Below are 26,726 nucleotides of genomic sequence, written 5' to 3'. Positions count from 1 at the left end.
CTTTCTCCTCTTGGGTTAACCCGCCCCGGCCGTACCAGGTACCGGAGTCGGGCCGGCCGCAATCATGGCGACTGGGCCGTTACGTTCGTCACGCGCCGAGCGGTCGGACCACTCGGCGCGTGCGGGGCACGTGCGGAGACGGGGTCTCCGCACGAAGCTCAGTACTGCTCGGTCTCGACGTACGCGCTGTCGTCGTCGTCGTAGCCGCCGCCGGCCACCGCGCTCGGGTCGAACCCGGGCGGGGAGTCCTTGAGCGCCAGCGACATCTCGTGCAGCTTCTGCTTGACCTCTTCGATCGACTTGGCCCCGAAGTTCCTTATGTCGAGAAGGTCCTGCTCGCTGCGGGCGACGAGCTCACCCACGGTGTGGATGCCCTCGCGCTTGAGGCAGTTGTAGGAGCGAACGGTCAGGTTCAGCTCCTCGATCGGCAGCGCCAGGTCGGCGGCCAGGGCGGCGTCGGTCGGCGACGGGCCGATGTCGATGCCCTCGGCCTCGACGTTGAGCTCACGGGCCAGGCCGAAGAGCTCGACGAGGGTCTTGCCGGCCGAGGCCACCGCGTCGCGGGGCTTCATGGCGGGCTTGGTCTCGACGTCGAGGATGAGACGGTCGAAGTCGGTGCGCTGCTCGACTCGGGTCGCCTCGACCTTGTAGGTGACCTTGAGCACCGGGGAGTAGATCGAGTCGATCGGGATGCGCCCGATCTCCTGGCCCGGCTGCTTGTTCTGGGCGGCGGAGACGTAGCCGCGACCGCGCTCGACGGTCAGCTCCATCTCCAGCTTCGCCTTGCCGTTGAGCGTGGCGATGCGCAGCTCGGGGTTGTGCACCTCGACACCGGCCGGCGGCGCGATGTCGGCGGCGGTGACCTCACCGGGGCCCTGCTTGCGCAGGTACATCACGACCGGCTCGTCATGCTCGGAGGAGACGACCAGCTCCTTGAGGTTCAGGATGATGTCGGTGACGTCTTCCTTGACCCCGGGAACGGTCGAGAACTCGTGCAGCACGCCCTCGATGCGGATGCTCGTCACGGCCGCGCCCGGGATGGACGACAGCAGCGTGCGGCGCAGCGAGTTGCCGATGGTGTAGCCGAAGCCCGGCTCCAGCGGCTCGATGACGAACCGGGACCGGGTCTCGTCGATCGACTCTTCGAGAAGAGTCGGACGCTGAGCGATCAGCATGGTGTGGGTTCTCCCCTTGTCGTGTGGCGCCCGCTATATGACGCCACTCCGATAAACAGTCTAGTTCGGGCACGGAAATCCGCACCCGAACTAGGACGTCAGTGACTACTTGGAGTAGTACTCGACGATGAGCTGCTCTTGGACCTGGGTGTCGATCTGCTGGCGAACCGGCAGCTGGTGGACCAGGACGCGGAGCTTCTCCGGCACGACGCCGAGCCACGCGGGAACCGTGCGCTCGCCCGCGGTCGCCCGAGCGACCTCGTACGGCAGCAGGTTGCGCTTGGTCTCGCGGACCTCGATGATGTCGTGCTCGCGAACGCGGTACGACGGGATGTCGACCTTCTTGCCGTTCACCAGGATGTGGCCGTGGCGCACCTGCTGGCGGGCGGCGTCACGCGACTGGGCGAAGCCGGCGCGGTAGACGACGTTGTCGAGACGGCTCTCCAGGATCTGGAGCAGCACCTCACCCGACTTGCCGCTCTTGCCCGCGGCCTCCTCGTAGTAGTTGCGGAACTGCTTCTCGAGGACGCCGTAGATACGACGGGTCTTCTGCTTCTCGCGAAGCTGAAGCTGGTACTCGGACTCCTTGGGGCGTCCGCGGCCGTGCTCACCCGGCGGGTAAGGACGGATCTCGATGGGGCACTTGGCGGACTCGCACTTGCTGCCCTTGAGGAAGAGCTTGGTCTTCTCGCGACGGCAGAGCTTGCAGTCCGCGCCCGTGTAACGAGCCATTTCTCAATATCTCCTGGGGAAATTCAGACGCGGCGGCGCTTCGGCGGACGGCAGCCGTTGTGCGGGACCGGCGTGACGTCCTGGATCGAACCCACCTCGAGGCCGGTGGCCTGGAGGGAGCGGATCGCGGTCTCGCGGCCGGAGCCGGGACCCTTGACGAACACGTCGACCTTGCGCATGCCGTGCTCCATGGCGCGGCGGGCGGCGTTCTCGGCGGCCATCTGGGCGGCGAACGGGGTGGACTTACGGGAGCCCTTGAAACCCACGTGGCCGGCGCTGGCCCAGGAGATCACGTTCCCGTTCGGGTCGGTGATCGAGACGATCGTGTTGTTGAACGTGCTCTTGATGTGGGCGTGCCCGTGAGCGACGTTCTTCTTTTCCTTGCGGCGCACCTTCTTCGGTGCACCCTGACGGCTCTTAGGAGGCATTGTTTGCCATTACTCCTGAGATCTTCGGTCCGCGGCTGTGGACTACTTCTTACCGGGCTTCTTCTTACCGGCGACGGTCTTCTTCTTGCCCTTACGGGTACGCGCGTTGGTCTGCGTGCGCTGACCGTGGACCGGAAGGCCCTTGCGGTGCCGGATGCCCTGGTAGCAACCGATTTCGATCTTGCGACGGATGTCGGCCTGGACCTCGCGGCGCAGGTCACCCTCGATCTTGAAGTTCGCCTCGATGTAGTCACGCATCGGGACGAGCTCGGTGTCGGAGAGCTGGTGCACGCGGAGGTCGCCGCTGACACCGGTCGCCTGGAGGATCTCCTGGGCGCGGGTGCGGCCGATTCCGTAGATGTAGGTGAGAGCGATCTCCAGCCGCTTCTCGCGGGGGAGGTCGACGCCAACCAGGCGAGCCATGGTCGGGCATTCTCCTTCTTTTGAGCGGAGGTCTTGCGCCGCACTACCCCTCCCCATGCCCGGGGTGAGGGCCCCGGCCTCCGACCGGGGGTCTCCTGAGAGGTACGGATCGCTCCGCCTGCTCAGGTGTGAGACGCGATTACTGTCGCAGGCTCCTCATGCGTCGAGCCCGCTCCCTGAAATTCGGGGCGGACTCGGAGAAACCTTGCGTACGACTAACCCTGACGCTGCTTGTGGCGCAGGTTGTCGCAGATCACCATGACGCGACCGTGCCGGCGGATCACCTTGCACTTGTCGCAGATCTTCTTGACGCTCGGCTTTACCTTCATTGTCCTTCGTGTTCCTCAGACGTCTTACTTGTATCGGTAGACGATCCGCCCGCGACTCAGGTCGTAGGGGCTCAGTTCAACGACTACCCGGTCGTCAGGAAGAATCCGGATGTAGTGCATCCGCATCCGTCCGCTGATGTGGGCCAGGACCTTATGGCCGTTGTCGAGCTGCACCCGGAACATGGCGTTCGGGAGCGACTCAACCACAGTGCCCTCGATCTCGATGGCGCCGTCTTTCTTGGCCAAAATCCCTCGCGTTTCACTGATCGGTCGTCTGAGGCTACGGTTCACTAAGCAGCCGCGACCTCACGCTTCGAAGAGAGCGGCGATCGGCAAAGACCGCCGACGCGTGATAGTCATAGTGAGCCGACTAAGGAGTGTACGACACCTGAGCCAAAAACGCGAAACGCGTGCCAGGTGTCCTGACACAACCACGTAAGAGTCTACCCCACGGCTCCTACTCCTAAGACCGTACGACGGAAGGCCCGCCGGAGAGGGCGGGCCTTCCGCGAGGCGTTCCTAATAGATGCGGTGCCGGTCACCGCAGTACCGGACCGAGCCGCCCCAGCAGGTCCAGGTGTAGATCTTCTTGATGTCCCGGCCGGACCAGGTCTCGTCGTGGTTCCCGTCCCACTTCTTGAAGAACTGGTGCCAGCTCCCGTTCGCGTAGTACCGGAACCACACGTAGCCGAACTTCGGCGTGGACTCCCTGCCGTACCAGTGGGTGTAGACCCTGCCGTGCGACCGGTACGTGCTCCCGTGGGTGGACGCCTTGTGGTTGCCGGCGTAGAACGTGCCCCACCCGCCGGACGAGGCCGCCTGCGCGGCGGGGGCGACGGCGAGACCGGTGACGGCGATCGAGCCGGCGAGGGCGGCGGCTGCGAGGACCTTGCGCATCTGATTCCTCCGTGAATCGTGTTCCTGACACGGCTCACGCTAGGAACGACCGCCCTCACGCACTGCGGAGGAATACACACAGTGCATTACGGCACAAACGGCTCCGGACTAGTCGCGCTTCTGCCCGTTCCCGAAGATCGTGCTCATCAGCAGGATCGCGCCCCACGGGCCCATCACCCACAGCGGCCACGGGTAGATCATGTGGCCGGTCGAGATGCCCACGATCAGCCAGATCACCCAGTTGACGGCGCTGGCCGCGGCCCAGGCGCCCCAGGCCGCCCGCATGCCCGGATGGAGGTTGCCACGCGTCGCGGGCACGGCCTCGGGCTTGGCGGGCCGGTGGCGCAGGTCGACATCGGGCAGGTCGGCCGTCAGCTTGGCCAGGTCGCCGTAGGTCTTGCTCTTGTAGAGCTCTTCAAGCCGCTCGTTGAACTCGTCCATCGTGATGCGGCCCTGCGCGGTGTGCTCGCGGAGGATGGCGGCGACCCGATCGCGGTCGACGTCCGAGGCACGCATCTCGGGGCTGTTCGCCATTCCCACCACTCCCGGGGTCAGAGCTGAAGGTGACGCAGGCGCTCTTCGCCGCCGTCCAGGGCGGTAAGCACCCAAGGTCCATTATGTGTCACCGCGACGCTGTGTTCGAAGTGTGCCGACGCCTTCCCGTCGATCGTCACCACCGTCCAGTCGTCGGACAGCACGCGCGTGCGCTCGGTGCCCAGGTTCACCATGGGCTCGATGGCCAGGCACATGCCTTCCTCCAGCAGCGGGCCACGGCCCGGCTTGCCCTGGTTGGCGATCCACGGGTCCATGTGCATCTCGGTGCCGATGCCGTGGCCGCCGTACTCCGGAGGGATGCCGAAGCGGCCCTGAGACTTCACGTAGCGCTCGACCTCGTAGCCTATGTCGGACAGGTGGCGGCCGATCTTCAGCGCGGCGATGCCGCGCCACATGGCCTCCTCGGTGACCCGCATCAGCTCGGTCAGCTTCGGGTCGACCTCGCCGACCGGCACCGTGACGGCGGAGTCGCCGTGCCAGCCCTCCAGGATCGCGCCGCAGTCGATGGAGATGACGTCGCCCTCGCGCAGCTTGCGGGCGTCCGTGGGGATGCCGTGCACCACCTCGTCGTTGACCGACGCGCAGATCGTCGCCGGGAAACCCTGGTAACCCTTGAACGACGGGATCGCGCCTTCGTCCCGGATCGCCTTCTCGGCGATGGAGTCGAGGTCGAGCGGCGTCATGCCCGGCTCGACGGAACGCCTCAGCAGATCGAGCGTCCGTCCGACCACCAGGCCGGCGGCCCGCATCTTCTCCAGCTGCTCGGGCGACTTGATCTGGATTCCGTGTCGGTTTCTCTTGAACATTGTTCGGCACCCCCCGGGGGTTCTAACGGGCCTCGTGGGAGCCCTAATTCCCCCACAATAGCCGCACACAAAAAAGGAAGGTGGCACGGATATCCGTGCCACCTTCGCAGGAGATCGTGTCCGGCGTCATCCCAGGAACGGGCGGATCGCCTCCATTGCCCGCTGAGTCACCTCTTCGACCGGCCCGGTCGCGTCTACGCCCACGAGGATGTCCTCGTCGACGTAGTACGAGACCAGCGGCGCGGTCTGCTCCTGGTAGACCTCCAGGCGGTGCCTGACGGTCTCTTCCTTGTCGTCGTCACGCTGGAACAGCGCGCCGCCGCAGGCGTCGCACTTGTCGTCCTTCTTGTCGTCGAACTCCACGTGCCAGATGCGGCCGCACTGACTGCACGTACGCCGCCCCGCCAGCCGCCGGACGACCTCGTCGTCGTCCACGACCAGCTCCAGCACCAGGTCGAGCTCCAGACCCCAGTCCTTGAGCATGTCGCGCAGGATCTCCGCCTGCGCGACGTTCCTCGGGAAGCCGTCGAGCAGGAACCCGTCCTGCGCGTCGTCCTCGGACAGTCGGTCGCGGACCATGGCGATGGTGACCTCGTCGGGCACGAGATCGCCACGGTCCATGTAGGTTTTGGCCAGCTTGCCAAGGTCCGTGCCGCCGGAGACGTTGGCACGGAAGATGTCACCTGTCGAGATCTTCGGGATGGACAGGTTCGATGCGATGTACTGGGCCTGAGTCCCCTTACCCGCTCCGGGGGGCCCGACGAGAACGAGACGCACTACCGCAGGAAACCTTCGTAGTTACGCTGCTGCAGCTGGCTCTCGATCTGCTTCACCGTGTCCAGGCCGACACCAACCATGATCAGAATGCTCGTCCCTCCGAACGGGAAGTTCTGGCTAGCCCCGGCCACCGCCAGCGCGACGATCGGGATCATGGAGATCAGACCCAGATAGAGCGCGCCAGGCGCGGTCAGACGGGTGAGCACGAAGTTCAGGTATTCAGCCGTCGGACGGCCGGGACGGATGCCCGGAATGAACCCACCGTACTTCTTCATGTTGTCGGCGACTTCAGCGGGGTTGAACGTAATCGACACGTAGAAGTACGTGAAGAAGACGATCAGCAGGAAGAACGTGGCCATGTAGACCGGGTGGTCGCCTCTGACCAGGTACTGGGAGATCCACTGGACGACCGCGTTGTTCGAGGTCGGGAAGAGCGAGGTCAGCAGCTGCGGCAGGTAGAGCAGCGACGAGGCGAAGATGACCGGGATGATGCCGGCCTGGTTGACCTTGAGCGGGATGTACGTCGAGGTGCCGCCGTACATCCTGCGGCCCACCATGCGCTTGGCGTACTGGACCGGGATGCGGCGCTGCGCCTGCTCGACGAAGACCACAGCCGCGATCATGAAGACACCGACGACCATGACCACCGAGAAGGTGAACTTGTTCGCGCGGAAGATGTTGGACAGCTCGGACGGGAAGACCGCGACGACCTGCGTGAAGATCAGGATGGACATGCCGTTGCCGACGCCGCGGTCGGTGATGAGCTCACCCAGCCACATGATCACCGACGTGCCGGCCGTCATGATGATGACCATCGTGACGATGCCGAAGATGTTGTCGGGGTCGAGCAGGACGTCCTGCTGGCAGTTCGGGAACAGCTGACCGGAACGCGCGAGCGCGATGAAAGCGGTCGACTGGAGGATGCCGAGGCCGATGGTCAGATAACGCGTATACTGCGTGATCTTGGCCTGACCCGCCTGGCCTTCTTTCTTGAGAGCCTCAAGACGTGGAATCACCACGACGAGCAGCTGGAGAATGATGCTCGCGGTGATATACGGCATAATGCCCAGCGCGAACACCGACAGCTTCAGGAGCGCACCACCACTGAAGAGCTGCACCATCCCATAGATGTTGCCGGTGGCTCCGTTACGGGCCTGATCGAAACAGGCCGCGAGGTTCTGGACGTGAACTCCCGGAGTCGGAAGAACCGAGCCGAGACGGAACAGCGCGATGATGCCCAGGGTGAAGAGCAACTTCTTGCGCAGGTCCGGTGTCCGGAACGCCCGGGTAAACGCGGTCAGCACGGTCCCTCCTGCGCGCCTTTATGGCGATGTGAGTATGCGGTGGTGCGGGGATCTGCCATGTCAAGTCTCAGTCAAACGAGCCGGACAGAATCCTGCCGCCTCGCCGAACTCTAACGCACTAAGGGCGTGGGGGCCCATTGTCGGAACCCCCACGCCTCGTCATAGCGGAGCTACAGCTCGGTAACGGAACCACCGGCGGCGGCGATCTTCTCCTTCGCGGCGGACGAGAAGGCGTGAGCCGTAACGTTCACAGCGACGGAGATCTCGCCGGTGCCGAGCACCTTCACGAGCTGGTTCTTGCGAACGGCGCCCTTGGCCACCAGGGCCTCGACGGTGACGTCGCCACCCTCGGGGAACAGCTCGCCGAGCTTGTCCAGGTTGACGACCTGGTAGGTCGTCTTGAACATCGCGTTGGAGAAGCCCTTGAGCTTCGGCAGACGCCTCTGCAGCGGCACCTGGCCACCCTCGAAGCCGAGGGGAACCGTGGTACGGGCGTGGCTGCCCTTGGTGCCGCGACCGGCCGTCTTGCCCTTGGACGCCTCGCCGCGACCCTTGCGGATCTTGGCCTTGTTGGCACCCGGAGCAGGACGCAGGTCGTGAATCTTGAGCGGAGCCTTGTCAGTCATGACTAGTCGACCTCTTCCACCTCGACGAGGTGCGTCACCACGGACACCATCCCGCGAATCTCGGGACGGTCCTCCTTGACGACGACATCGCCGATTCGCTTCAGGCCAAGCGAACGCAGCGAGTCACGCTGGTTCTGCTTGCCACCGATCTTCGAGCGAACCTGAGTGATCTTCAGGCGTGCCATGACTAGCTCACCGCCTTCGCGGCCGCGGCCTCGGCGATGCCCTCGCGCTGAGCCTTGAGCATGCGGGCCGGGGCGACGTCCTCGATCGGCAGACCACGGCGGGCGGCGATCTCCTCGGGACGCGAAAGGCCCTTCAGAGCCGCCACCGTGGCGTGCACGATGTTGATCGGGTTGTCCGAGCCGAGCGACTTGGACAGCACGTCATGGATGCCGGCGCACTCCAGGACCGCGCGCACCGGGCCACCGGCGATGACGCCGGTACCGGCCGAGGCCGGACGCAGGAAGACGACACCGGCCGCCTCCTCGCCCTGCACGGTGTGCGGGATGGTGCCCTGGATCCGAGGCACCTTGAAGAAGTGCTTCTTCGCCTCTTCGACGCCCTTGGCGATGGCCGCGGGGACTTCCTTGGCCTTGCCGTAACCGACGCCGACCAGGCCGTTGCCGTCACCGACGATGACGAGGGCGGTGAAGCTGAAGCGACGACCACCCTTCACGACCTTGGCCACTCGGTTGATCTTCACTACGCGCTCGATGTACGAGACGCCCTTGTCGGCGGCGCCACCGCGGCGATCGTCACGACGGTCCCGCCGCTCGCCACCGGTGCCGCCACCGCGACGCGGAGCTGCAGCCATCAGTGGTTCCTCTTCTCAGTTGCCATCAGAATTCCAACCCGCCTTCGCGGGCGCTGTCCGCCAGAGCCGCGATGCGACCGGCGTAGCGGTTGCCACCGCGGTCGAAGACGACCTTGGTGATCCCGGCTTCCTTGGCCCGCTGAGCGAGGAGCTCGCCGACCTTCTTGGCCTTCTCCGTCTTGTCGGCCTCAAGGGTGCGCAGCGAGGCGTCCATGGTGGACGCGCTGACCAGCGTGTGGCCGACGGAGTCGTCCACGATCTGGACGAACATGTGACGGGTCGAACGGTTGACGACCAGGCGCGGACGCTCGGCCGTACCGACGACGAACTTGCGGACGCGGCGGTGACGGCGAGCCCGCGAGACGGTGCGGGCAGCCGTGTGCTTGCTGAACGCAGTCTTCGGAGCCATGCCTACTTACCAGCCTTTCCGACCTTGCGGCGGATCTGTTCGCCCTGGTAACGCACGCCCTTGCCCTTGTACGGGTCAGGCTTGCGCAACTTGCGGATGTTGGCCGCGACCTCGCCGACCTTCTGCTTGTCGATGCCGTCCACGTGGAACAGGGTCGGCTTCTCGACGCGGAAGGTGACACCCTCGGGGGCGTCGACGATGACCGGGTGGCTGAAGCCCAGCGAGAACTCCAGCTGCGTCGGGCCCTTGGCCTGAACGCGGTAACCGACGCCGACGATCTCAAGGGCCTTGGTGTACCCCTGGGTGACGCCCTGCACCATGTTGGCGATCAGCGTCCGGGACAGGCCGTGCAGCGCACGGACCTTGTTCTCGTCGTTGGGCCGGGAGACGGCGATGGCGCCGTCGTCGTCACGACCGACCGAAATCGGGTCCGCGACCGTGTGAGAAAGCGTGCCCTTCGGGCCCTTGACCTGGACATCCTGGCCGGTGATCGTGATGTCTACGCCACTGGGCACAGGGATGGGCAGCCGTCCGATTCTCGACATGCTGTGTTCCTCCCCTCTACCAGACGTAGGCGAGGACTTCGCCGCCCACGCCACGCTTGCCGGCCTGCTTGTCAGTCATGAGACCGGCGGACGTCGAGATGATCGCGACGCCCAGCCCGCCCAGGACTCGAGGCAGGTTGTCCTTCTTTGCATAAACCCGCAGACCGGGCTTGGAAACCCGGCGCAGGCCCGCGAGCGAACGCTCACGGGTGGGCCCGAACTTGAGCTCCACCACGAGGTTCTTTCCAACCTTGGCGTCTTCGACGGCCCAGGACTGGATGTAACCCTCCTGCTGGAGGATCTCGGCGATGTGCGCCTTGATCTTCGAATACGGCATCGACACGCTCTCGTGGTACGCCGAGTTCGCGTTACGCAGACGCGTCAACATGTCTGCGATCGGGTCGGTCATCGTCATGGCCAGTGGCCTTCCTCGCCGCGGTTTCCAGTCGGCCAAGCAGCGCTCTGCCGGTGGACCTTCGGCGCGGTCATGGACGCGGAGCGTCCTGTCTTCTTCTGAACATGGGTCCCAGGGGACGACGCGGGGCCGTCCCCCAGGGTATCTACCAGCTCGACTTGGTGATGCCGGGCAGCTCGCCCCGGTGCGCCATCTCGCGGAAGCACACGCGGCACAGGCCGAACTTGCGGTACACGGCGCGCGGACGACCGCAACGCGAGCACCGGGTGTAGGCCCTGACCTCGAACTTCTGCTTGCGCCCCGCCTTGGCGATCAGCGACTTCTTCGCCATTGGATCAGGCCTCCTTGAACGGGAAGCCGAGGAGCTTCAGCAGCGCCCGGCCCTGGTCGTCGTTCGTCGCGGTGGTCACGACCGTGATGTCCATGCCCCGCGGACGGTCGACCTTGTCCTGGTCGACCTCGTGGAACATGACCTGCTCGGTCAGACCGAACGTGTAGTTGCCGTTGCCGTCGAACTGCTTCGGCGACAGGCCGCGGAAGTCCCGGATACGGGGCAGCGCGAGCGCCAGCAGGCGGTCGAGGAACTCCCACATGCGGTCGCCGCGCAGCGTGACGTGCGCGCCGATCGGCATGCCCTCACGCAGCTTGAACTGCGCGATGGACTTGCGCGCCCGGACGACGGCCGGCTTCTGGCCGGTGATCACGGTGAGGTCGCGTACGGCGCCTTCGATGAGCTTGGAGTCGCGAGCCGCCTCACCGACACCCATGTTGACCTTGATCTTGGTCAGGGCCGGGATCTGCATGACGTTCTCGATGCCGAACTGCTCGCGAAGCTGGGCCGCGATCTCCTCGCGGTACTTCGTCTTGAGTCGTGGCGTCGGGCGCTCGGTCTCAGTGGTCGTGGCGGTCATCAGCTGTCCTCACCCGTCTCCTCGGCCTTGTCGGCCTTCTTGTCGGCGGGCTTCTCGTCCTTGAGCTTCTTCACGTTGGACACGTGGATGCGGCCCTCCATGGTCTGCACGCCGCCGGTCTTGGCGCCGCGCGGACCCTGGTGGGTCTCCTTGGTGTGCTTCTTGATCATGTTGACGCCCTCGATCACCACGCGGTCCTCGCGCGGGTACGTGGCGATGACGTGACCCTTGACACCCTTGTCCTTGCCGGCGATGACCTGAACCAGGTCACCCTTCTTCACATGCAGCTTCGGCATTACAGCACCTCCGGGGCGAGCGAGATGATGCGCATGAACTTCTTGTCGCGCAGCTCGCGGCCGACCGGGCCGAAGATACGAGTGCCACGAGGGTCACCGCTGTCCTTGATGATGACGGCGGCGTTCTCGTCGAAGCGGATGTAGGAGCCGTCGGGCCGGCGGCGCTCCTTGACCGTGCGGACGACGACGGCCTTGACCACGTCGCCCTTCTTGACGCCCGTGCTGCCCGGCAGCGCGTCCTTGACAGTGGCGACGATGATGTCGCCGATACCGGCGTAGCGTCGGCCCGAGCCACCGAGAACACGGATGCAAAGGATCTCCTTTGCACCAGTGTTGTCGGCGACCTTGAGCCGCGACTCCTGCTGGATCACGTTGAACTCCTGTTAGTCGCGCCGGTTCTCATTTCTGAGCCTGGCGGAACCTGTCGTTGTCTTGTTCCCACGGCCACAGTCCACGCAGGGGCCGCACCGCAGGCGACGCGAGGCCCTGGAGGACCTCGCGTCCTTGGACGCCGTCATGGGGGCCCTGAGGCCCCCACGAGGCGCGGTATATCCGAGAAGGCCTACTTGGCCTTCTCGAGGATCTCCACGACCCTCCACCGCTTGGTGGCGGAGAGGGGGCGGGTCTCCATGAGCAGCACGCGGTCGCCGACGCCACAGGCGTTGGCCTCGTCGTGCGCCTTGTACTTGGTCGTACGGCGGATGACCTTGCCGTACAGACGGTGCTTGACGCGGTCCTCGACGGCGACGACGACGGTCTTGTCCATCTTGTCGCTGACGACCAGGCCCTCACGGACCTTGCGGAAGTTCCGCGAGTCGTTCGTCTCGGTGGTCTCGGTGGTCTCGGTCTCAGCCATCGCTCGTCTCCTTCTCGACCGTGACGATGCCGAGCTCACGCTCGCGCATCACGGTGTAGATACGGGCGATCTCGCGGCGGACGGCGCGCAGCCGCCCGTGGCTCTCCAACTGACCGGTCGCTGCCTGGAAGCGGAGGTTGAACAGCTCCTCCTTGGCCTCCTTGAGCTTCTGGACCAGAGTGTCCTGGTCCTCCACTCGCAGCTCGCCGGCGGTCAGGCCCTTAGCCATCACGCCTCACCCACTTCACGCTTAACGATCTTGCACTTCATCGGCAGCTTGTGGATCGCCCTGGTGAGGGCCTCACGCGCGACCGACTCCGCCACGCCGGACAGCTCGAACATCACGCGTCCGGGCTTGACGTTGGCGATCCACCACTCCGGCGAACCCTTACCGGAACCCATGCGGGTCTCGGCGGGCTTCTTGGTGAGGGGACGGTCGGGGTAGATGTTGATCCACACCTTGCCGCCACGGCGGATGTGACGGGTCATGGCGATACGAGCGGACTCGATCTGGCGGTTGGTCACGTAGGAGTGCTCAACAGCCTGAATGCCGAACTCGCCGAACACGACCCTGGTGCCGCCCTTGGCGGCTCCGCTGCGGTCAGGCCGGTGCTGCTTGCGGTGCTTGACCCTGCGCGGGATCAGCATGGTCAGCTCCCTTCAGCACCCGGCTGCGCAGCCGGGCCGGTCTCAGGGGCAGCCTGCGAAGCTGCCTCGGTACGGGGGGCGCGGTCGCCACGGCCACCGCCACCACGACGCGGACGGTCACCGCCGCCACGACGCGGACGGTCGCCGCCGCCACCGCGACGGTCGTCACGCTCGCGACGCTGGCCGGCACGAGCGCCGGCGGCGGCCGCCTCACGCTCGGCGCGGCTGGTCGGAGCCTCGCCCTTGTAGATCCAGACCTTCACGCCGATACGGCCGAAGGTGGTACGGGCCTCGTAGAAGCCGTAGTCGATGTCCGCGCGAAGGGTGTGCAGCGGCACGCGACCCTCACGGTAGAACTCCGACCGCGACATCTCGGCGCCGCCCAGACGACCGGCGCACTGGACACGGATGCCCTTGGCGCCGGACTTCATGGCCGACTGCATCGCCTTGCGCATGGCGCGGCGGAACGAGACGCGGCTGGACAGCTGCTCGGCGACGCCCTGGGCGACGAGCTGGGCGTCGATCTCCGGGTTCTTGACCTCGAGGATGTTGAGCTGGACCTGCTTCTTGGTCAGCTTCTCGAGGTCGCCACGGATACGGTCCGCCTCGGCGCCGCGGCGGCCGATCACGATGCCGGGACGCGCGGTGTGGATGTCCACCTGAACGCGGTCCGTCGTGCGCTCGATCTCGACCTTGGAGATGCCGGCCCGCTCCATGCCCTTCTGCAGCATGCGACGGATCGCCACGTCCTCGGCGACGTACGACTTGTACAGCTTGTCGGCGTACCACCGGCTCTTGAAGTCGGTCGTGATGCCGAGGCGGAACCCGTGCGGGTTAACCTTCTGGCCCACTATCGGGTCCTTCCCTTCGGCTCGCGGGATTCCACGATCACGGTGATGTGGCTCGTCCGCTTGTTGATCCGATAGGCGCGACCCTGTGCACGCGGGCGGAACCGCTTCAGCGTCGGGCCCTCGTCGACCCAGGCGCGGCTCACGACGAGCGTGCTGGGGTCGAGGTTGAAGTTGTGCTCGGCGTTCGCCATGGCGCTGCTGAGCACCTTGTAGATCGGCTCGCTCGCCGACTGGGGAGCGAACTGCAGCACGGCCTGCGCCTCCGAAGCGGGCAGCCCGCGAATAAGGTCCACCACGCGGCGGGCCTTGAGGGGCGTGACACGGACGAACCGCGCCTGAGCCCTGGCTTCCATCGCTTACTCCTCTAAATGCTTCTGAAGGCGTCTATCGCCGGCTGCGCCGGTCTTCCTTGACGTGGCTGCGGAACGTCCGCGTCGGGGCGAACTCTCCGAGCTTGTGGCCGATCATCGACTCGGTGACGAACACCGGGACGTGCTTGCGGCCGTCGTGCACGGCGATCGTGTGCCCGAGCATGTCGGGAACGATCATGGAGCGCCGCGACCACGTCTTGATGACGTTCTTGGTGCCCTTCTCGTTCTGGGCGTCCACCTTCTTCTGAAGGTGGTCGTCCACGAAGGGACCCTTCTTAAGGCTACGTGGCATTTCGGCTGCTCCTACCGCTTCTTCCTCTTGCTCCGACGACGGATGATCAGCCGGTCGCTGGACTTGTTGGCCTGGCGGGTGCGGCCCTCGGGCTTGCCCTTGGGGTTCACCGGGTGGCGACCGCCGGAGGTCTTGCCCTCGCCACCACCGTGCGGGTGGTCAACGGGGTTCATGGCGACACCACGGACGGTCGGGCGCTTGCCCTTCCACCGCATACGGCCGGCCTTGCCCCAGTTGATGTTGGCCTGCTCGGCGTTGCCGACCTGGCCCACAGACGCCCGGCAGCGCACGTCGACCATGCGCATTTCACCGGACGGCATACGCAGGGTGGCGTACTGGCCTTCCTTGGCGAGCAGCTGGATCTGGGCGCCCGCGGAACGACCGAGCTTCGCGCCGCCGCCCGGACGGAGCTCCACCGCGTGGATGAAGGTACCGGTCGGGATGTTGCGCAGCGGCAGGCAGTTGCCCGGCTTGATGTCGGCAGCGGGGCCGTTCTCGATTCGGTCGCCCTGCTTGAGGCCGGTCGGCGCGATGATGTAGCGCTTCTCACCGTCGGCGTAGTGGAGCAGAGCGATGTTGGCGGTGCGGTTGGGGTCGTACTCGATGTGAGCGACCTTCGCCGGGATGCCGTCCTTGTCATGCCTACGGAAGTCGATGATCCGGTAGGCGCGCTTGTGTCCGCCGCCCTGGTGGCGCGCGGTCACCCGGCCGTGTACGTTTCGGCCGCCCTTGCTGTGAAGGGGCGCAAGCAGCGACTTCTCGGGCGTGCTGCGGGTGATCTCGGAGAAGTCCGAGACACTCGACCCGCGGCGACCCGGAGTCGTCGGCTTGTACTTACGGATGCCCATCTTTTTCGTTCATCCTTCGTCGGTTACATGGGCGAGCCCGCCGCACCGAAATGCGACGGTCTCGTCCCTCGCAGACCTTTCGGTCCGCTTCCTATCTATGGCGCTGCTAGCCGATCTGACCGAAGATGTCGATCCGATCGCCCTCGACCAGGCTCACGATGGCGCGCTTGGTGTCGGGACGCTTGCCGAAACCGGTGCGGGTGCGCTTGCGCTTGCCCTGCCGGTTGATGGTGTTCACGCTGGTGACCTTGACCCCGAAGATCTGCTCAACGGCGATCTTGACCTGGGTCTTGTTCGCGGTCTTCTTCACCAGGAACGTGTACTTGTTGTTCTCATCGATCAGGCCGTAGCTCTTCTCAGAGACGACCGGCTTGATGATGATGTCGCGCGGGTCGGCGATCTTCTCCATCAGGCGTCTTCCTTCCCGCCCTGGCTCAGCCGCGCGACGACCTGGTCGTACGCCTCCTGGGTGAAGACCACGTCGTCGTGCACGAGCACGTCGTAGGTGTTGAGCTGCCCGGCGTCCAGCAGGTGGACCTCGGGAGCGTTACGCAGGCTCATCCAGGTCAGCTCGTCGGCCTCGTCGACGACGACGAGCACGCGGGGAGCCTGGGTGATCTTGCGCAGGGCCTCAAGGGCAGCCTTGGTCTTGGGGGTCTCCCCCGCGATCAGCGTGCTGACCACGTGGACGCGACCGCCACCGGCCCTGTCGGACAGCGCACCGCGCAGGGCGGCGGCCTTCATCTTCTTGGGCGTGCGCTGCGAGTAGTCACGCGGCACGGGCCCGTGGACGGTGCCACCGCCGGCGAACTGCGGCGCGCGGGTCGAGCCCTGACGGGCGCGGCCGGTGCCCTTCTGGCGGTACGGCTTCTTGCCGCCACCGCGGACCTCACCACGGGTCTTGGCCTTGTGGGTGCCCTGCCGGCGAGCGGCGAGCTGGGCCACGACCACCTGGTGGATCAGCGGAACGTTGACCGTCGTGCCGAAGACGTCTTCGGGCAGTTCGACGGTGCCGGCCTTGGCGCCGCTGGCGTCGAGGACGTCAATAGTGGTGCTCACTTGGCAGCCCCCTTCTTGGCAGCGGTGCGAACGAGGACCAGGCTGCCGTTAGCGCCGGGGATCGCACCCTTGATCAGGATGAGGCCCTTCTCGGCGTCCACGGAGTGAACCTTGAGGCTCTGCACAGTGGTGCGGACGTTACCCATCCGACCGGCCATGCGCAGGCCCTTGAATACGCGGCCCGGGGTGGCGCAGCCACCGATGGAACCCGGCGAGCGGTGCTTGCGCTGCGTACCGTGCGACGCGCCCAGACCGGCGAAGCCGTGCCGCTTCATGACACCGGCGAAGCCCTTGCCCTTGCTCTTGCCCGTCACGTCGACGAACTGGCCGGCCTCGAAGGTGTCGGCCAGCAGCTCCTGGCCCAGGGTGTAGTCGCTCGCGTCGTCGGTGCGGATCTCCGCGAAGTAACGGCGCGGGGTGATGTCGTGCTTACGCAGGTAGTCGCCGAGCGGCTTGTTGACCTTCCGGGGGTCGACCTGTCCGAAGCCGAGCTGAACGGCGGAGTAGCCGTCCTTGTCTGCGGTGCGGACCCGGGTCACCACGCACGGACCGGCCTCGACCACGGTCACCGGAACCATCCGGTTGTCCGCGTCGAAGACCTGGGTCATGCCGAGCTTCTTGCCCAGGACGCCCTTGATCGTCTTAGCCATGTCAGTGCGTTCCCTCAGAGCTTGATCGAAATGTCGACACCCGCGGGGAGGTCGAGCCGCATGAGCGAGTCAACCGTCTTGGGGGTCGGGTCGATGATGTCAATCAGCCGCTTGTGCGTGCGCATCTCGAAGTGCTCGCGGCTGTCCTTGTACTTGTGCGGCGAGCGGATGACGCAGTACACGTTCTTCTCGGTCGGCAGCGGCACCGGGCCCGCGACCTTCGCGCCAGTCCGCGTCACCGTCTCGACGATCTTCTTGGCCGAGCTGTCGATGACCTCGTGGTCATAGGCCTTAAGCCGGATGCGGATCTTCTGTCCCGCCATAGTGGCCTCGGTGTCCTTCGCTGTCGTCTGAAAAAGTATCGTGCGGCCTTGTGCCGCTGTGTTGGTGCAGGTCTGACCCTGCGTAACCCCACGAGACAGACACTGTTGATCTGTCTTTTCTTCCGTGATCCGGCAGTTACTTCGGTCACTATGGCCGAAGCGACTGCTGGATCACGGCGCTTTACGCGAGGCCCTTGACGTGGTGCGGCGGTCGGCCCTGATGTGGGGCCGACCGCCGCCCCGACGGTCGAGCTACTTAAGGATCTTCACGACCCGGCCGGCGCCGACGGTGCGGCCACCCTCACGGATCGCGAACTTGAGGCCTTCCTCCATGGCGATGGGCTGGATCAGCTCAACGCGCATTTCGGTGTTGTCGCCCGGCATGACCATCTCGGTGCCCTCGGGGAGGTTCACAACACCGGTCACGTCAGTCGTACGGAAGTAGAACTGCGGGCGGTAGTTGTTGAAGAACGGCGTGTGGCGGCCGCCCTCGTCCTTGGACAGGATGTAGACCTGGCCGGTGAACTCGGTGTGCGGGGTCGTCGTGCCCGGCTTGATGATGCACTGGCCGCGCTCGACGTCGTCGCGCTTGATGCCGCGGAGCAGCAGGGCGGCGTTGTCGCCGGCGTGACCCTCGTCGAGCATCTTGTTGAACATCTCGATGCTGGTGACGGTGGTGGTCGTCTTCTCCGGCTTGATGCCGATGATGTCGACCTGCTCGTTGACCTTGACGATGCCGCGCTCGATACGACCGGTGACGACGGTGCCGCGACCGGTGATCGAGAAGACGTCCTCGACGGGCATGAGGAACGGCTTCTCCGTGTCACGGGGAGGCTCGGGGACGTTCTCGTCCACCGCGTTCATCAGCTCGATGATGCTGTCGGCCCACTTCTCGTCACCCTCAAGAGCCTTGAGAGCCGAGACGCGGACGACGGGCAGGTCGTCGCCGGGGAACTCCTGCGCGGACAGGAGCTCACGGACCTCCAGCTCGACGAGCTCGAGGATCTCCTCGTCGTCGACCATGTCGGACTTGTTCAGCGCCACGACGATGTAGGGGACGCCGACCTGGCGGGCCAGGAGGACGTGCTCCTTCGTCTGCGGCATCGGGCCGTCGGTGGCGGCGACCACGAGGATCGCGCCGTCCATCTGAGCGGCACCGGTGATCATGTTCTTCACGTAGTCGGCGTGACCGGGGCAGTCAACGTGAGCGTAGTGACGCTTCTCGGTCTGGTACTCGACGTGCGCGATGGAGATCGTAATACCGCGAGCCTTCTCCTCGGGCGCCTTGTCGATCTTGTCGAACGGAGTCGCCTTGTTGAGCTCGGGGTAACGGTCGTGAAGCACCTTGGTGATCGCCGCGGTCAGCGTGGTCTTGCCGTGGTCGATGTGTCCAATGGTGCCGATGTTCATGTGCGGCTTAGTCCGCTCGAACTTGGCCTTGCCCACTGGTTCTCTCCTTGAGAATCTGACTGACTTTCGTCTACACACTCGGGCCCGGGAGATCCCAGACCCCTAGGCGGCGGGGTGGCTCGCACCACCCCGCCAGGGACCGGGAAGTTATTCGCCCCGGGCCTTCGCGACGATCTCCTTGGCGATGCCCGGGGGCACCTCCGCGTAGGAGTCGAACTGCATGCTGTAGCTCGCGCGCCCCTGCGTCTTGCTACGCAGGTCACCCACGTAGCCGAACATCTCAGACAGCGGCACGAGCGCCTGGACGACTCGGGCGCCGGCCCGCTCGTCCATCGCCTGGATCTGCCCGCGGCGACCGTTGAGGTCACCGATGACGTCACCCATGTAGTCCTCGGGCGTGGTGACCTCGACGGCCATCATCGGCTCGAGAAGAACGGCGTCCGCCTTGCGCGCGGCCTCCTTGAAGGCCATCGAGCCGGCGATCTTGAACGCCATTTCCGAGGAGTCGACGTCGTGGGCGGCACCGTCGGTCAGCGTAACCTTCACGCCCACCATCGGGTAACCGGCCAGCACGCCGAACTCGGCGGCCTCCTGGGCACCGGCGTCGACCGAGGGGATGTACTCCCTCGGGACGCGGCCACCCGAGACCTTGTTCTGGAACTCGTAACCGTCGTTGCCCTCGCCCAGCGGCTCCAGGTCGATGATCACCCGCGCGAACTGACCGGAACCACCGGTCTGCTTCTTGTGGGTGTAGTCGACCTTCTCCACCTTGCGGCGGATGGTCTCGCGGTAGGCCACCTGCGGGCGGCCCACGTTGGCCTCGACCTTGAACTCACGACGCATACGGTCGACGAGGATCTCCAGGTGAAGCTCGCCCATGCCCCAGATGACCGTCTGACCGGTCTCCTCGTCACGACGGACCTGGAAGGACGGGTCCTCCTCGGCCAGCCGCTGGATGGCGGTGGACAGCTTCTCCTGGTCGCCCTTGGTCTTGGGCTCGATGGCGACGTTGATGACCGGAGCCGGGAACGTCATCGACTCGAGCACGACCGGGTTGGCCGGGTCGGCAAGGGTGTCGCCGGTCGTGGTGTCCTTCAGACCCATGACGGCGACGATCTGACCGGCGATCGCCTGCGGGCGCTCTTCGCGCTTGTTGGCGTGCATCTGGTAGATCTTGCCGATCCGCTCCTTCTTGCCCTTCACCGAGTTCACGACCTGTGAACCGGTGTCGAGCGTGCCGGAGTAGATGCGGATGTAGGTGAGCTTGCCCAGGTGCGGGTCGCTGGCGATCTTGAAGGCCAGCGCGGAGAACGGCTCGGTCGGGTCCGCGTGACGCTCGATCACCTTCTCCTCGTTGCCGACCGCGTAACCCTTGAACGCCGGGATGTCGGTCGGGGCGGGGAGGTAGGCGACGATCGCGTCGAGCAGGGGCTGAACGCCCTTGTTCTTGAACGCGGTGCCGCAGAGCACCGGGTTGATGGAGCTGGTCAGCGTGGCGCGGCGGATGGCCGCGACCAGCTGCTCCTCGGTGGGCTCGGTGCCCTCCAGGAAGAGCTCCATCAGCTCGTCGTCGTTCTCGGCGACCGTCTCGATGAGGCGGTCACGCCACTCGCGGGCGGCGTCGGCGTGGTCGGCCGGGACGTCGACGGTGTCGTACATCTCGCCCTTGGCCGCGTCGGCGCTCCAGATGAGCCCCTTCATCTTGATGAGGTCGATGACGCCCTTGAAGTCGGCCTCGACACCCCACGGAAGCTGAATCACAGCGGGGGTCGCGCCCAGGCGGCTGACCATCATCTCGACGCAGCGGTGGAACTCCGCGCCGACACGGTCCATCTTGTTCACGAAGCAGATGCGCGGGACTTCGTAGCGGTCGGCCTGCCGCCACACCGTCTCCGACTGCGGCTCGACACCGGCGACACCGTCGAACACGGCGACGGCACCGTCGAGGACGCGGAGCGAGCGCTCCACTTCGATGGTGAAGTCGACGTGACCCGGAGTGTCGATGATGTTGATGGTGTGACCGATCCACTCACAGGTCGTCGCGGCAGACGTGATCGTGATGCCGCGCTCCTGCTCCTGCTCCATCCAGTCCATGGTGGCAGCGCCCTCATGGACTTCACCGATCTTGTAGTTGATACCGGTGTAGAACAGGATGCGCTCGGTCGTGGTGGTCTTGCCCGCGTCGATGTGGGCCATGATCCCGATGTTGCGGACCTTGGCCAGGTCAAGAGCGGTCGTAGCGGCCACTTTAACTCGCGTCCTCGTCGTCTCGTCGAACCCGCCGGGTTACCAGCGGTAGTGGGCGAAGGCCTTGTTGGACTCGGCCATCTTGTGGGTGTCCTCGCGCTTCTTGACACTCGCCCCGAGGCCGTTGCTGGCGTCGAGGAGCTCGTTCATGAGGCGCTCGGTCATGGTCTTCTCGCGGCGGGCGCGGGAGTACTGCACCAGCCAGCGCAGGGCCAGGGTGGTGCTGCGCGCGGCGCGCACCTCGACCGGCACCTGGTACGTCGCGCCACCGACACGGCGGCTGCGAACCTCGAGGGTCGGCTTGACGTTGTCAAGCGCGCGCTTGAGGGTGACGACCGGGTCGTTGCCCGTCTTCTCCCTGCAGCCTTCGAGGGCGCCGTACACGATCGACTGCGCGATGGAGCGCTTGCCGTCCAGGAGCACCTTGTTGATCAGGGCGGTCACCAGCGGCGAGCTGTAAACCGGGTCAGACATGAGCTGACGACGGCCAGGAGAACCCTTACGAGGCATTGTTAGCTCTTCTCCTTCTTCGCGCCGTAGCGGCTGCGGGCCTGCTTGCGGTTGCGGACACCCTGGGTGTCGAGCGAACCGCGGATGATCTTGTAGCGAACACCAGGCAGGTCCTTCACACGACCGCCACGCACGAGCACGATGGAGTGCTCCTGCAGGTTGTGGCCCACACCGGGGATGTAAGCCGTGACCTCGATGCCGTTCGTGAGCCGAACGCGAGCCACCTTGCGCAGTGCCGAGTTGGGCTTCTTCGGGGTCGTGGTGTAAACGCGCTGGCACACACCGCGCCGCTGCGGACTCCCCTTGAGGGCAGGAGTCTTGGTCTTGGAGACCTTGTCCTGCCGGCCCTTGCGGACCAACTGCTGAATAGTGGGCACTGCCACTCCGTTTCGTGCCTTGGCCGGTGTTACGTCATTGGGTCTTGCTTTTCGCAGGTTCTGCCGGTGTCATGACCTGCTGGTTTTCCTCGTCTCGGCGCCCCCGCGGTCGGGCGTGTCGCGCTATTCACACAGACACAGCCACGGAGACTTGCGAGCCTGAGAGTCCAGCCGACGCTCTCCCTATGGATATGAGCGCACAGCCGAAAGCCCGCTAGAGACGGGCACGATGCTCAAGACTACCCAGGCCCAGCCGACACGTCAAAACGGCACGGCAACGCCTGTCGGCCTCGCCGCTCCGTGCCACCGTGGCCTGTCTCATCCAGCCCATCCGAAGCGCCGCGGCAATGATACCGGCACTGAGGGCCGACGTGTGCCAATTCGCCAGGGAGCCCCGCAACCGGCCCACAGACCGCCACAGCGGCGGGCCCTCTCCCCCGGACCGCCCCCGACGCCCAGAGCGCCTGTGACCGCCTACGGCAGCGCGTACGGCCGGAAAAGCGCCGCGCCCGGGCCTCTCGGAAGAGACCCGGGCGCGGCGCTTGCGAAACAACTGCTATCGGTTGTACTGACCGAAGTCGTACTCCTCCAGCGGGACGGCCTCGCCGCTGCCCGTGCCGAAGGTGTAGTCGGCCGCCGAGCCGTCGTAACCGCCGACGGTGTACATGGCCGCCTTGGCCTCCTCGGTCGGCTCGACCCGGATGTTGCGGTACTGGGGCATGCCCGTACCGGCCGGGATGAGCTTACCGATGATGACGTTCTCCTTCAGGCCCAGCAGCGAGTCGGACTTGGCGTGGATCGCCGCGTCCGTCAGCACCCTGGTCGTCTCCTGGAAGGAGGCCGCCGACAGCCACGACTCGGTGGCCAGCGACGCCTTCGTGATGCCCATGAGCACCGGACGGCCCGCGGCCGGCGAGCCGCTCTCGGCCACCGTCTCGCGGTTCATCTGCTCGAAGCGCGGACGCTCCACGAGCTCGCCGGGCAGCAGGTCGGTGTCACCGGACTCCAGCACGTTCACGCGCTTGAGCATCTGCCGCACGATGATCTCGATGTGCTTGTCGTGGATCGACACACCCTGCGACCGGTAGACCTGCTGGACCTCGGCCACCAGGTGCAGCTGCACGGCCCGCGGGCCGAGGATGCGCAGCACCTCGTTGGGGTTGACCGCACCGGCGATCAACTGGTGGCCGACCGTCACGCGCTGACCGTCCTGGACGAGCAGGCGCGAACGCATCGAGACCGGGTAGGCGATCTCCTCCGACCCGTCGTCGGGGGTGATGACGATCTTCCTGGTCTTGTCGGTCTCGTCGATCCGGGCCCGGCCCTCGGCCTCGGAGATCGGGGCGACACCCTTGGGGATGCGCGCCTCGAACAGCTCCGTGACACGGGGCAGACCGTGGGTGATGTCGGCGCCGGCCACACCACCGGTGTGGAACGTACGCATCGTCAGCTGCGTGCCGGGCTCACCGATCGACTGGGCGGCGATGATGCCGACCGCCTCGCCGACGTCCACGAGCTTGCCGGTGGCCAGCGAGCGGCCGTAGCAGGTCGCGCAGACACCGATCTTGGCCTCGCAGACGAGCGCGCTGCGGGTGCGGACGGTCTCGACACCGGCCTCGACCAGCTTCGTCACGTGGATGTCGTTGATGTCGACACCCGCCGGGACGATGACCTTGCCGTCGACCTCGACGTCCTCGGCCATGATGCGGCCGTGCACGTTGGACTCGGCGTTCTCCGCCTTGACCAGGTTGCCCGACGCGTCGCGCTCGCCGACGTGCAGCGGGACCGCGCGGTCGGTGCCACAGTCGATCTCGCGGACGATGACGTCCTGGGCGACGTCCACCAGACGACGGGTCAGGTAACCCGAGTCGGCGGTACGCAGGGCGGTGTCGGCCAGACCCTTCCGCTGACCGTGGGTGGAGATGAAGTACTCCAGCACCGACAGGCCCTCACGGAAGGAGGCCTTGATCGGACGCGGGATCGTCTCACCCTTGGTGTTGGACACCAGGCCACGGATGCCGGCGATCTGCCGGACCTGCATCTTGTTACCACGGGCGCCCGAGTTGACCATCATCCAGACCGGGTTGGTCGCCGGGAAGGCGTTGACCATGTCGGTCTCGACGTCGGCCGTGGCGTGGGTCCAGATCTCGATGAGCTCCTGGCGGCGCTCCTCGTCGGTGATCAGACCACGCTCGTACTCGCGCTGGACCTTGTCGGCCCGGCGCTCGTAGTTCTCCATGATGTCGGTCTTGTTCGGCGGCGCGACGACGTCCTCGATCGAGATCGTGACGCCGGAGCGGGTCGCCCAGCGGAAGCCCGCGTCCTTGAGCGCGTCGAGCGAGTTGGCGACCTCGACCTTGGGGTAGGTGTCGGCCAGCTCGTTCACGATCGTGGACAGCTGCTTCTTGCCCACCTGGAAGTTGACGAACGGGTAGCTCTCGGGGAGCGTCTGGTTGAACAGGCACCGCCCGAACGTCGTCTCCAGCCGGATCGAGTCACCCTGCTCCCAGCCCTCGGGAGCGACCCAGTCGCGCGGAGGCAGGACGTCCTTGACCCGGATCTGGATCTTCGCCTGGATCTCCAGCTCGCGACGGTCGAAGGCCATCTGCGCCTCGGCGATCGAGCCGAACACGCGGCCCTCGCCGGTCGCGCCTTCCTTCTGGGTGGTCAGCCAGTAGAGGCCGATGACCATGTCCTGGGTGGGCATCGTCACGGGCTTGCCGTCGGCCGGCTTGAGGATGTTGTTGGTCGAGAGCATCAGGATGCGTGCCTCGGCCTGGGCCTCAGCCGACAGCGGCAGGTGCACGGCCATCTGGTCGCCGTCGAAGTCCGCGTTGAAGGCGGTGCAGACGAGCGGGTGGATCTGGATGGCCTTGCCCTCGACCAGCTGCGGCTCGAACGCCTGGATGCCCAGACGGTGGAGCGTCGGAGCGCGGTTGAGCAGCACCGGGTGCTCGGTGATGACCTCTTCGAGCACGTCCCACACGACGGGGCGGGCGCGCTCGACCATCCGCTTGGCCGACTTGATGTTCTGCGCGTGGTTGAGGTCCACGAGCCTCTTCATCACGAACGGCTTGAACAGCTCCAGCGCCATCTGCTTGGGCAGACCGCACTGGTGCAGCTTGAGCTGCGGGCCGACGACGATGACCGAACGGCCGGAGTAGTCGACTCGCTTGCCCAGCAGGTTCTGGCGGAAACGACCCTGCTTGCCCTTCAGCATGTCGCTGAGGGACTTCAGCGGCCGGTTGCCGGGGCCGGTCACCGGGCGACCGCGACGGCCGTTGTCGAACAGCGCGTCGACGGCCTCCTGGAGCATCCGCTTCTCGTTGTTCACGATGATCTCGGGCGCGCCGAGGTCGAGCAGACGCTTGAGGCGGTTGTTCCGGTTGATGACCCGGCGGTACAGGTCGTTGAGGTCGGAGGTCGCGAACCGGCCACCGTCGAGCTGCACCATCGGGCGCAGGTCCGGCGGGATGACCGGGATGCAGTCGAGCACCATGCCGCGCGGCGAGTTGGTCGTGTTCAGGAACGCCGACACGACCTTGAGCCGCTTGAGGGCGCGGGCCTTCTTCTGGCCCTTGCCGCTGCGGATGGTCTCGCGCAGGTTCTCGGCCTCGGCGTCGAGGTCGAAGCTGATCAGACGGTCCTGGATCGCCTGCGCGCCCATGCCGCCCTTGAAGTAGCGGCCGAAGCGGTCGCGCATCTCGCGGTAGAGCAGCTCGTCGCCCTCAAGGTCCTGGACCTTGAGGTTCTTGAAGCGGCTCCAGACCTCGTCGAGCCGGTCCAGCTCGCGCTGGGCGCGGTCGCGGAGCTGGCGCATCTCGCGCTCGGCGCCCTCGCGGACCTTGCGCCGCTGGTCGCCCTTGGCGCCGGCGGCCTCCAGCTCGCCCAGGTCGGACTCGAGCTTCTTCTGCCTGGACTCGACGTCGGCGTCACGGCGCTGCTCGATGTGCTGCCGCTCGACGGAGATCTTCGCCTCCAGCGAGGGCAGGTCACGCTCACGCATGTCGGTGTCGACGTGCGTGATCATGTAAGCCGCGAAGTAGATGACCTTCTCCAGGTCCTTCGGGGCCAGGTCGAGCAGGTAGCCGAGGCGCGACGGCACGCCCTTGAAGTACCAGATGTGCGTGACGGGCGCGGCCAGCTCGATGTGGCCCATCCGCTCACGGCGCACCTTGGCCCGGGTCACCTCGACGCCACAGCGCTCACAGATGATGCCCTTGAACCGGACGCGCTTGTACTTGCCGCAGTAGCACTCCCAGTCGCGGGTCGGACCGAAGATCTTCTCGCAGAAGAGTCCGTCCTTTTCCGGCTTGAGAGTCCGGTAGTTGATGGTCTCGGGCTTCTTGACCTCGCCGTGCGACCACTGACGGATGTCGTCGGCGGTCGCAAGACCGATCCTGAGCTCGTCGAAGAAGTTGACGTCTAGCATTGTGTGCGATCTCCCCCTCAGACTTCTTCCACGCTGCTCGGCTCACGCCGGGACAGATCGATACCGAGTTCCTCCGCCGCGCGGAAGACGTCCTCGTCGGTGTCGCGCATCTCGATGGACATGCCGTCGCTGGAGAGCACCTCGACGTTCAGGCACAGCGACTGCATTTCCTTGATGAGGACCTTGAAGGACTCCGGGATACCCGGCTCGGGGATGTTCTCGCCCTTGACGATCGCCTCGTAGACCTTCACCCGGCCCAGCACGTCGTCGGACTTGATGGTCAGCAGCTCCTGCAGGGCGTAGGCGGCGCCATAGGCCTCCAGCGCCCACACCTCCATCTCACCGAAGCGCTGGCCGCCGAACTGGGCCTTACCGCCCAGCGGCTGCTGCGTGATCATGGAGTACGG

General features: G+C 65.8%; 37 protein-coding genes and 1 pseudogene. All 38 read right to left on the bottom strand.

Annotation, left to right across the window (positions count from 1 at the left end; translation table 11 throughout):
* Window positions 1-158 precede the first annotated feature (158 nt).
* Window positions 159-1,175: a DNA-directed RNA polymerase subunit alpha gene (locus ACIA8R_RS48355; protein ID WP_043623495.1), complete on the bottom strand. Its 1,017-nt coding sequence runs from the start codon at window positions 1,173-1,175 to the stop codon at window positions 159-161.
* Between the two features lie 105 nt (window positions 1,176-1,280).
* Window positions 1,281-1,907: a 30S ribosomal protein S4 gene (gene rpsD, locus ACIA8R_RS48350; protein ID WP_352327498.1), complete on the bottom strand. Its 627-nt coding sequence runs from the start codon at window positions 1,905-1,907 to the stop codon at window positions 1,281-1,283.
* A gap of 23 nt (window positions 1,908-1,930) precedes the next feature.
* Window positions 1,931-2,335: a 30S ribosomal protein S11 gene (gene rpsK, locus ACIA8R_RS48345; RefSeq protein WP_020542285.1), complete on the bottom strand. Its 405-nt coding sequence runs from the start codon at window positions 2,333-2,335 to the stop codon at window positions 1,931-1,933.
* Window positions 2,336-2,377: 42 nt separating this feature from the next.
* Window positions 2,378-2,758 carry a 30S ribosomal protein S13 gene (rpsM, locus tag ACIA8R_RS48340; protein ID WP_125644650.1) on the bottom strand — a complete coding sequence of 127 codons (381 nt, stop codon included), beginning with the start codon at window positions 2,756-2,758 and terminating at the stop codon, window positions 2,378-2,380.
* Between the two features lie 215 nt (window positions 2,759-2,973).
* Window positions 2,974-3,087, bottom strand: coding sequence for a 50S ribosomal protein L36 (gene rpmJ / locus ACIA8R_RS48335; RefSeq protein WP_003956441.1), 114 nt, complete (start codon window positions 3,085-3,087; stop codon window positions 2,974-2,976).
* A 24-nt stretch (window positions 3,088-3,111) separates the two neighbouring features.
* A complete protein-coding gene (gene infA / locus ACIA8R_RS48330) occupies window positions 3,112-3,333 on the bottom strand; it encodes a translation initiation factor IF-1 (protein ID WP_012887858.1) in 222 nt (73 codons plus the stop codon).
* A 273-nt stretch (window positions 3,334-3,606) separates the two neighbouring features.
* Window positions 3,607-3,984, bottom strand: a complete 378-nt coding sequence (locus tag ACIA8R_RS48325) for a hypothetical protein (protein WP_357705901.1) — start codon at window positions 3,982-3,984, stop codon at window positions 3,607-3,609.
* Between the two features lie 108 nt (window positions 3,985-4,092).
* Window positions 4,093-4,518 carry a DUF1707 domain-containing protein gene (locus ACIA8R_RS48320; RefSeq protein ID WP_364085733.1) on the bottom strand — a complete coding sequence of 142 codons (426 nt, stop codon included), beginning with the start codon at window positions 4,516-4,518 and terminating at the stop codon, window positions 4,093-4,095.
* 17 nt (window positions 4,519-4,535) lie between these two features.
* Window positions 4,536-5,345: a type I methionyl aminopeptidase gene (map, locus tag ACIA8R_RS48315; protein ID WP_357705903.1), complete on the bottom strand. Its 810-nt coding sequence runs from the start codon at window positions 5,343-5,345 to the stop codon at window positions 4,536-4,538.
* Between the two features lie 126 nt (window positions 5,346-5,471).
* On the bottom strand, window positions 5,472-6,122 hold the full coding sequence (locus ACIA8R_RS48310; RefSeq protein ID WP_357705904.1) for an adenylate kinase: 651 nt from the start codon (window positions 6,120-6,122) through the stop codon (window positions 5,472-5,474).
* Entirely contained in the window at window positions 6,122-7,426 is a 1,305-nt protein-coding gene (secY, locus tag ACIA8R_RS48305; RefSeq protein ID WP_357705905.1) for a preprotein translocase subunit SecY, read from the bottom strand. Before secY ends, ACIA8R_RS48310 begins: the two co-directional genes overlap by 1 nt.
* A 170-nt stretch (window positions 7,427-7,596) precedes the next feature.
* The gene (gene rplO, locus ACIA8R_RS48300) at window positions 7,597-8,052 is read right to left on the bottom strand and encodes a 50S ribosomal protein L15 (protein WP_364085718.1); all 456 of its coding nucleotides are present in this window, start codon (window positions 8,050-8,052) and stop codon (window positions 7,597-7,599) included.
* 2 nt (window positions 8,053-8,054) lie between these two features.
* Complete coding sequence (gene rpmD, locus ACIA8R_RS48295; protein WP_080043226.1) at window positions 8,055-8,237, bottom strand: 50S ribosomal protein L30; 183 nt, start codon at window positions 8,235-8,237, stop codon at window positions 8,055-8,057.
* Between the two features lie 2 nt (window positions 8,238-8,239).
* Complete coding sequence (gene rpsE / locus ACIA8R_RS48290; protein ID WP_357705907.1) at window positions 8,240-8,869, bottom strand: 30S ribosomal protein S5; 630 nt, start codon at window positions 8,867-8,869, stop codon at window positions 8,240-8,242.
* A gap of 25 nt (window positions 8,870-8,894) precedes the next feature.
* On the bottom strand, window positions 8,895-9,278 hold the full coding sequence (gene rplR / locus ACIA8R_RS48285) for a 50S ribosomal protein L18 (protein ID WP_125644663.1): 384 nt from the start codon (window positions 9,276-9,278) through the stop codon (window positions 8,895-8,897).
* A gap of 2 nt (window positions 9,279-9,280) precedes the next feature.
* Window positions 9,281-9,823, bottom strand: a complete 543-nt coding sequence (gene rplF, locus ACIA8R_RS48280; RefSeq protein WP_125644665.1) for a 50S ribosomal protein L6 — start codon at window positions 9,821-9,823, stop codon at window positions 9,281-9,283.
* 16 nt (window positions 9,824-9,839) lie between these two features.
* Window positions 9,840-10,238 (bottom strand): 30S ribosomal protein S8, encoded by a 399-nt coding sequence (gene rpsH, locus ACIA8R_RS48275; protein WP_125644666.1) that lies wholly within the window; start codon window positions 10,236-10,238, stop codon window positions 9,840-9,842.
* A gap of 145 nt (window positions 10,239-10,383) precedes the next feature.
* The gene (locus ACIA8R_RS48270) at window positions 10,384-10,569 is read right to left on the bottom strand and encodes a type Z 30S ribosomal protein S14 (RefSeq protein ID WP_020542298.1); all 186 of its coding nucleotides are present in this window, start codon (window positions 10,567-10,569) and stop codon (window positions 10,384-10,386) included.
* A gap of 4 nt (window positions 10,570-10,573) precedes the next feature.
* Window positions 10,574-11,149 carry a 50S ribosomal protein L5 gene (gene rplE, locus ACIA8R_RS48265; protein ID WP_357705909.1) on the bottom strand — a complete coding sequence of 192 codons (576 nt, stop codon included), beginning with the start codon at window positions 11,147-11,149 and terminating at the stop codon, window positions 10,574-10,576.
* Window positions 11,149-11,436: a 50S ribosomal protein L24 gene (rplX, locus tag ACIA8R_RS48260; protein WP_357705920.1), complete on the bottom strand. Its 288-nt coding sequence runs from the start codon at window positions 11,434-11,436 to the stop codon at window positions 11,149-11,151. Before rplX ends, rplE begins: the two co-directional genes overlap by 1 nt.
* A gap of 8 nt (window positions 11,437-11,444) precedes the next feature.
* Complete coding sequence (rplN, locus tag ACIA8R_RS48255) at window positions 11,445-11,816, bottom strand: 50S ribosomal protein L14 (protein WP_090769698.1); 372 nt, start codon at window positions 11,814-11,816, stop codon at window positions 11,445-11,447.
* 191 nt (window positions 11,817-12,007) lie between these two features.
* Window positions 12,008-12,301 carry a 30S ribosomal protein S17 gene (gene rpsQ, locus ACIA8R_RS48250; protein ID WP_357705910.1) on the bottom strand — a complete coding sequence of 98 codons (294 nt, stop codon included), beginning with the start codon at window positions 12,299-12,301 and terminating at the stop codon, window positions 12,008-12,010.
* Window positions 12,294-12,530: a 50S ribosomal protein L29 gene (gene rpmC, locus ACIA8R_RS48245; RefSeq protein WP_080047279.1), complete on the bottom strand. Its 237-nt coding sequence runs from the start codon at window positions 12,528-12,530 to the stop codon at window positions 12,294-12,296. The genes rpsQ and rpmC overlap by 8 nt, the downstream gene beginning before the upstream one ends.
* A complete protein-coding gene (rplP, locus tag ACIA8R_RS48240; RefSeq protein ID WP_125644673.1) occupies window positions 12,530-12,949 on the bottom strand; it encodes a 50S ribosomal protein L16 in 420 nt (139 codons plus the stop codon). Before rplP ends, rpmC begins: the two co-directional genes overlap by 1 nt.
* A gap of 2 nt (window positions 12,950-12,951) precedes the next feature.
* Window positions 12,952-13,800 (bottom strand): 30S ribosomal protein S3, encoded by an 849-nt coding sequence (gene rpsC / locus ACIA8R_RS48235; RefSeq protein ID WP_355378612.1) that lies wholly within the window; start codon window positions 13,798-13,800, stop codon window positions 12,952-12,954.
* Complete coding sequence (gene rplV, locus ACIA8R_RS48230; RefSeq protein ID WP_080043235.1) at window positions 13,800-14,153, bottom strand: 50S ribosomal protein L22; 354 nt, start codon at window positions 14,151-14,153, stop codon at window positions 13,800-13,802. The genes rpsC and rplV overlap by 1 nt, the downstream gene beginning before the upstream one ends.
* 31 nt (window positions 14,154-14,184) lie before the next feature.
* Window positions 14,185-14,463, bottom strand: coding sequence for a 30S ribosomal protein S19 (gene rpsS, locus ACIA8R_RS48225; protein WP_030451498.1), 279 nt, complete (start codon window positions 14,461-14,463; stop codon window positions 14,185-14,187).
* 11 nt (window positions 14,464-14,474) lie between these two features.
* On the bottom strand, window positions 14,475-15,311 hold the full coding sequence (rplB, locus tag ACIA8R_RS48220; protein ID WP_125644676.1) for a 50S ribosomal protein L2: 837 nt from the start codon (window positions 15,309-15,311) through the stop codon (window positions 14,475-14,477).
* A 106-nt stretch (window positions 15,312-15,417) separates the two neighbouring features.
* Window positions 15,418-15,720 (bottom strand): 50S ribosomal protein L23, encoded by a 303-nt coding sequence (gene rplW / locus ACIA8R_RS48215; RefSeq protein ID WP_111180891.1) that lies wholly within the window; start codon window positions 15,718-15,720, stop codon window positions 15,418-15,420.
* Window positions 15,720-16,370, bottom strand: a complete 651-nt coding sequence (rplD, locus tag ACIA8R_RS48210; RefSeq protein WP_357705911.1) for a 50S ribosomal protein L4 — start codon at window positions 16,368-16,370, stop codon at window positions 15,720-15,722. The genes rplW and rplD overlap by 1 nt, the downstream gene beginning before the upstream one ends.
* A complete protein-coding gene (rplC, locus tag ACIA8R_RS48205; protein ID WP_357705912.1) occupies window positions 16,367-17,020 on the bottom strand; it encodes a 50S ribosomal protein L3 in 654 nt (217 codons plus the stop codon). The genes rplD and rplC overlap by 4 nt, the downstream gene beginning before the upstream one ends.
* A 14-nt stretch (window positions 17,021-17,034) precedes the next feature.
* Window positions 17,035-17,343: a 30S ribosomal protein S10 gene (gene rpsJ / locus ACIA8R_RS48200; RefSeq protein ID WP_012887830.1), complete on the bottom strand. Its 309-nt coding sequence runs from the start codon at window positions 17,341-17,343 to the stop codon at window positions 17,035-17,037.
* A 252-nt stretch (window positions 17,344-17,595) separates the two neighbouring features.
* The gene (gene tuf / locus ACIA8R_RS48195) at window positions 17,596-18,789 is read right to left on the bottom strand and encodes an elongation factor Tu (RefSeq protein ID WP_125644684.1); all 1,194 of its coding nucleotides are present in this window, start codon (window positions 18,787-18,789) and stop codon (window positions 17,596-17,598) included.
* Window positions 18,790-18,900: 111 nt separating this feature from the next.
* The gene (gene fusA, locus ACIA8R_RS48190; RefSeq protein ID WP_397044743.1) at window positions 18,901-20,949 is read right to left on the bottom strand and encodes an elongation factor G; all 2,049 of its coding nucleotides are present in this window, start codon (window positions 20,947-20,949) and stop codon (window positions 18,901-18,903) included.
* Between the two features lie 90 nt (window positions 20,950-21,039).
* A complete protein-coding gene (rpsG, locus tag ACIA8R_RS48185; protein WP_043623423.1) occupies window positions 21,040-21,510 on the bottom strand; it encodes a 30S ribosomal protein S7 in 471 nt (156 codons plus the stop codon).
* Between the two features lie 2 nt (window positions 21,511-21,512).
* Entirely contained in the window at window positions 21,513-21,887 is a 375-nt protein-coding gene (gene rpsL / locus ACIA8R_RS48180) for a 30S ribosomal protein S12 (protein ID WP_020542315.1), read from the bottom strand.
* A gap of 556 nt (window positions 21,888-22,443) precedes the next feature.
* Window positions 22,444-26,319 (bottom strand): DNA-directed RNA polymerase subunit beta', encoded by a 3,876-nt coding sequence (locus ACIA8R_RS48175; protein ID WP_357705914.1) that lies wholly within the window; start codon window positions 26,317-26,319, stop codon window positions 22,444-22,446.
* Window positions 26,320-26,336: 17 nt separating this feature from the next.
* Window positions 26,337-26,726, bottom strand: a pseudogene (locus ACIA8R_RS48170) (DNA-directed RNA polymerase subunit beta); the annotation flags it as partial.

It is taken from the genome of Nonomuraea sp. NPDC051191 (assembly GCF_044455665.1).
Taxonomy (GTDB): domain Bacteria; phylum Actinomycetota; class Actinomycetes; order Streptosporangiales; family Streptosporangiaceae; genus Nonomuraea.
Note: the sequence above shows the minus strand (reverse complement) of the source record. Positions and strands in the feature narration are given on the sequence as shown.